The organism is Mesorhizobium sp. M1A.F.Ca.IN.020.03.2.1 (genome assembly GCF_004023205.1).
Lineage (GTDB): Bacteria > Pseudomonadota > Alphaproteobacteria > Rhizobiales > Rhizobiaceae > Mesorhizobium.
This window is the reverse complement of the sequence record NZ_RZSV01000345.1, coordinates 1-4145: the sequence shown is the minus strand read 5'-3', so window position 1 is coordinate 4145 and position 4145 is coordinate 1. Positions and strand designations below refer to the sequence as shown.

The window sequence follows — 4145 nt, the reverse complement described above, 5'->3', positions numbered from 1 at the left end:
GCACATGACCACGCCCAAAAGCAGCGAATGTGCCCGCCGCGAGAGACGCCCGGTGAAATCCGCCACAAGGTCCCAGGCGACGATAAGGATGGAGACCAGGGCAAGATTGGCCAGCAGTGAGTGCCAGATCTCGGTCATGACTTTTCCGGCTCGGTTTTTCCGACAAATACCGGCAAAACCTATCCGAGGTCTAAAGAGGGAGCGGAACCGGCCTAGTTTGCGGGGTGGTGAGCGCTTGGCGAAGGGCAGCGATCGACCGTCAAAGTGGCCTGATCGTGTCTGGCCTGCATCGCCCGTGGCCGAGCATTGTCGGGCAATGCTCAAGCTGCGCTCCACATCGAGGTTGCCGACGTTTTGTTGCTTTACACTGGCGACCGCTTCGGGCAGTAGGCCGGTGAGCTTGCCGCCGGCTGCCAGGTGGGCCACATCAGCGGGCAAACTGCCACAACGACATGCAGATTCGGGCCTCGGCGACGGCCTGCGGCTGCGGGCCGCGGCAAGCCGCTGTTTCCGTCTACAAGCCGCTTGCACTGAAGCTGGTTTTTGCTGTGCCGTTCAGCAACGGCGTAGTGGCGCTGGAGTACCGACGCACAGAGCCGAAGAGCTGACCCGAGGATTTCAGTCCGCGCGCTACTTCTGCCGGAAGGCCGTATGCAGCGACGTGGTCAGCGGCCCCAGAATGTAGTCCAGCGCGGTGCGTTCCTCGGTGACGATCATGACCTGCGCCGGCATGCCGGGATAGAGCTGGATCTGCGGCGCGGCGGCGAGTTCCTGCTGATTCACCGCCACGTCGGCAACGTAATAGGGAAAGCCGGTCTTGGCATCGGTGACGCGATCCGCCGAGACGCGGGTGACGCGGCCGTGGATGACCGGCGTCGTGCGCTGCTTGTACGAGGTGAAGCGGACCTCGGCAGTCATATCGGCGCGCAGGCTGGATATGTCCTCGACCTTGACCTGCGCTTGAACGATCAGCGAATTCCTGGTCGGCACGATATCCAAAATGGTCTGGCCGGGCGCGACGATCGCGCCGGTCGAAAAGACGGTCAAGTCCATCACCTGGCCGTCATAGGGTGCGCGCACTTCGGCGCGGTCCACCGTGGCCTGTGCGGCAAACATCTTCGGCACCAGATCGGCAAGGTTCGACTGGGTGTCGATCAGCATGGCCGAAAGTTTTGCGCGACGCTCGTTGGTGAGCTGCGCGATCTGGCTTTCGAGTTCGGCCTTGCTCTGGCGATTTCCGGCGATCTCGCCGAGCGCCTGGTCGATCAGGCCCTGCAGATCGGAGGCCGAGCGGTCGAGCTCCAGGATACGCGGCTTCGTCGTCAGTCCCGCCTTCAGCAGCTTGTTGAGGCTTGCCTTTTCGTCGATCGTCGACTTGAGCTGCGCGCGAAAGGATTCGACGCGCGCCTGCTTGCCATCGATCTGCTCGTCGAGCTCGGCGATGCGCTTCTGCAGGATCTGCCTGGCGCCGGCCATCGAGGCGCGCTGGCTCTCGAGGTCGGCAATCTGGTTGGCCATGGCGTCCTGCAGATAGGCCTGGTGCTCGGCGGTGATGTCGTTCGGGAAGGCAACCGCCTCATGGCCGTCCAGCTCGGCGCGGATGCGGGCATCGGTGGCGCGCAGCAGCGCATATTGCTGGGAATAGAGGTTGAATTCCGACCGGGCGCGGGTATCGTCGAGCAGCACCAGCACATCGCCGGCCTTGACGATGTCGCCATCCTTGACCCGGATTTCCTTCACCGTGCCGCCATCGAAATGCTGGACGCTCTTGCGGTTGCCTTCGACCTTCACCACCGCATCGGCAAGCACCGCGCCATTGAGCGGCGCGACCGCGGCCCAGCCGCCGAACACGCCGAAGAAGGCGGCGATGATGAGCAGGCCGATCCACACCGGTGCCCGGATCGAGTCCGCATTGGCGCCCGCATCTTCGGTGCCGGCGAGGTTGCGATAGGTAGCGGCGATATCGGTCATTGGGCCGCCACCGTGATCGGTGCCGCGCGCTGGTTGAGCAGCGCCACGATCTCGTTTCTCATGCCGAAGGCTTCGACCGCGCCATCCCGCAAGAGCAGGATCTTGTCGACATTGGCCAAAGTCGAGGGCCGGTGCGAGACGATTATCACCGTGCTGCCGCGACGCTTCAGCTCCAGCGCGCATTCGGCCAGGGCGCGATCGCCGTCGGCATCGAGATTGGAGCTCGGCTCGTCGAGCACGATGAGGTTCGGCAGGCCGAAGACGGCGCGGGCAAGCGCGATGCGCTGCCGGTAGCCGCCGGACAGCACCGCCCCGCCCTCGCCGATCTGCGTCTCGTAGCCTTGCGGCAGCCGGATAATCATCTCATGCACGCCGGCGAGCCGTGCCGCCTCGATCACCTCGCGGTCGACATCGGTCTTGAAGCGGCCGATATTGGCGGCCACCGTATCTGAAAACAGTTCGATGTCCTGCGGCAGGTAGCCGATATGGTCGCCGAGCGCCTCCCTTCCCCACTGCGTCATGTCGGCGCCATCGAGCCTGACCGTGCCGCGGCTCGGCTGCATGATGCCGGCTAGGTGACGCGCCAGCGTCGACTTGCCGGCGCCGGAAGGGCCGACGATGCCGAGCGCCTCGCCTGCTTCGAGCCGGAACGACACATCGCGCAGCAGCACCTTCTGCAGGCTGGGAATGGCGAAGCTCAACTGCTCGACGGCGACCTTGCCGGAGGGCTTCGGCAGGTTGAACGAGCGTTCGCCCTGCGCGCCGCCGTCCAGCAGCCTCTCGACCCTGCCAAGGGCGGCCCGCGCCAGGATCAGGCTGCGCCAGAGGCCGACGATCTGCTCGACCGGCTGCAGCCCCCTGCCCAGCAGCAGGCTGGCCGCAAACATCGAGCCGCCGGTGATCTGCCGCTCGATCACCAGATAGGCGCCGAGGCCGAGGATAAGCGACTGCATGGTGAGGCGCAGGAAGCGGATCAGCCCGGACATGACCGCTGCCCGGTCGCTCGCCCGCCCCTGCTGGCCTAGCGCCAGGCCGCGATCGCGCCCCCAGCGCCGGACGAGGCCGTCGATCATGCCCATGGCGCGGATGACTTCCGCGTTCCTGAGGCTCATTTCGGTGAAATTGTAGTTGGCCGTGGCAAGGTCGTTGGCCTGCTTCAGCGGCGCCCGCACGATATATTCGTTGAGCACCGCCATGGCGATGAGAAGCAGCGAGGAGCCCAACGCGAAGAAGCCGAGCCAGGGATGCAGGAGGAAGATGATGCCGATATAGATCGGCGACCAGGGCAGGTCGAACAGGGCATGGATACCGCTGCCGGTGATCACCTGCCGGAAGGTGTCGAAATCGCGGATCGGCTGGCTTGGCGAGGCACCCTGCGACGGGGTCTCGACGGAAGCCGCCAGGATCCTGGCCGAAAGCAGCCGGTCGAGCCGCGCGCTGGCGCGCGTCAGGATCGCGGCGCGCACGAGGTCCAGACCGGCGAGCGCCAGGAACGCCGCAAGCAGCACCAGCGTCAGCATCACCAGCGTCGTCTCGCTGCCGCTGGTGACCACCCGGTCGTAGATCTGCAGCATGTAGAGCGGCGATGCGAGGTAAAGCAGGTTGATGGCCAGGCTGAACACCGCCGCAAACAGGAAATAGCGGCGGCAGGCGCGAAGCGCTTCCCTGACAATCCCGGATTTGTTATCGAGACTCAAAATACCCAGCGGCAGAACCGCCCCCTGTCCAAACTGCATGGCCCGGAACGATACTACTCCGGATCCCTCGCCCGGCCACGCGATCCGCTCGTAAACCTGTCGTAAACCTTAATTCGTAGCTGAATCCTGTAGCGGGATGGTGAGCCGCGCGGGCGCGGCTCACCTCTTTGGTTACAGCACGAAGTCGCTGGCCGTCAGTCCGAGGTTGACGCCAGTCAGCGTGATCTGAAACTCTGCGCCACCGCTTCCGTTGACGTCGGCTCGGACGATCGTGTTGCCGCCGACTTCGGACCAGGTGATGCTGTTGGCGACGGTGGCCGAAGTCTGACCGCCGAACAGGAAAGCCTGGTCGCCGGCTGCTGAGCTGGCGTCGATCGAGGAGAGATCGATCTTGTCGACGCCGTGCACGAAGTCGGTGATGGTGTCGTTTGCGGCGGTTGCGGGCGAATCCGAAAAGGCTGAGCCATAGTAGAAGGT

General features: G+C 64.7%; 3 protein-coding genes. All 3 read right to left on the bottom strand.

The annotated features are described in order from the left end of the window. Positions 1-630 precede the first annotated feature (630 nt). Entirely contained in the window at positions 631-1971 is a 1341-nt protein-coding gene (locus EOA79_RS30170) for an HlyD family type I secretion periplasmic adaptor subunit (protein WP_095824821.1), read from the bottom strand. After that, positions 1968-3707 (bottom strand): type I secretion system permease/ATPase, encoded by a 1740-nt coding sequence (locus EOA79_RS30165; RefSeq protein ID WP_095824822.1) that lies wholly within the window; start codon positions 3705-3707, stop codon positions 1968-1970. Before EOA79_RS30165 ends, EOA79_RS30170 begins: the two co-directional genes overlap by 4 nt. A gap of 132 nt (positions 3708-3839) precedes the next feature. After that, positions 3840-4145, bottom strand: a 306-nt coding sequence (locus tag EOA79_RS30160) for a M10 family metallopeptidase C-terminal domain-containing protein (RefSeq protein WP_128293569.1), incomplete at its 5' end; no start/stop codon positions are given.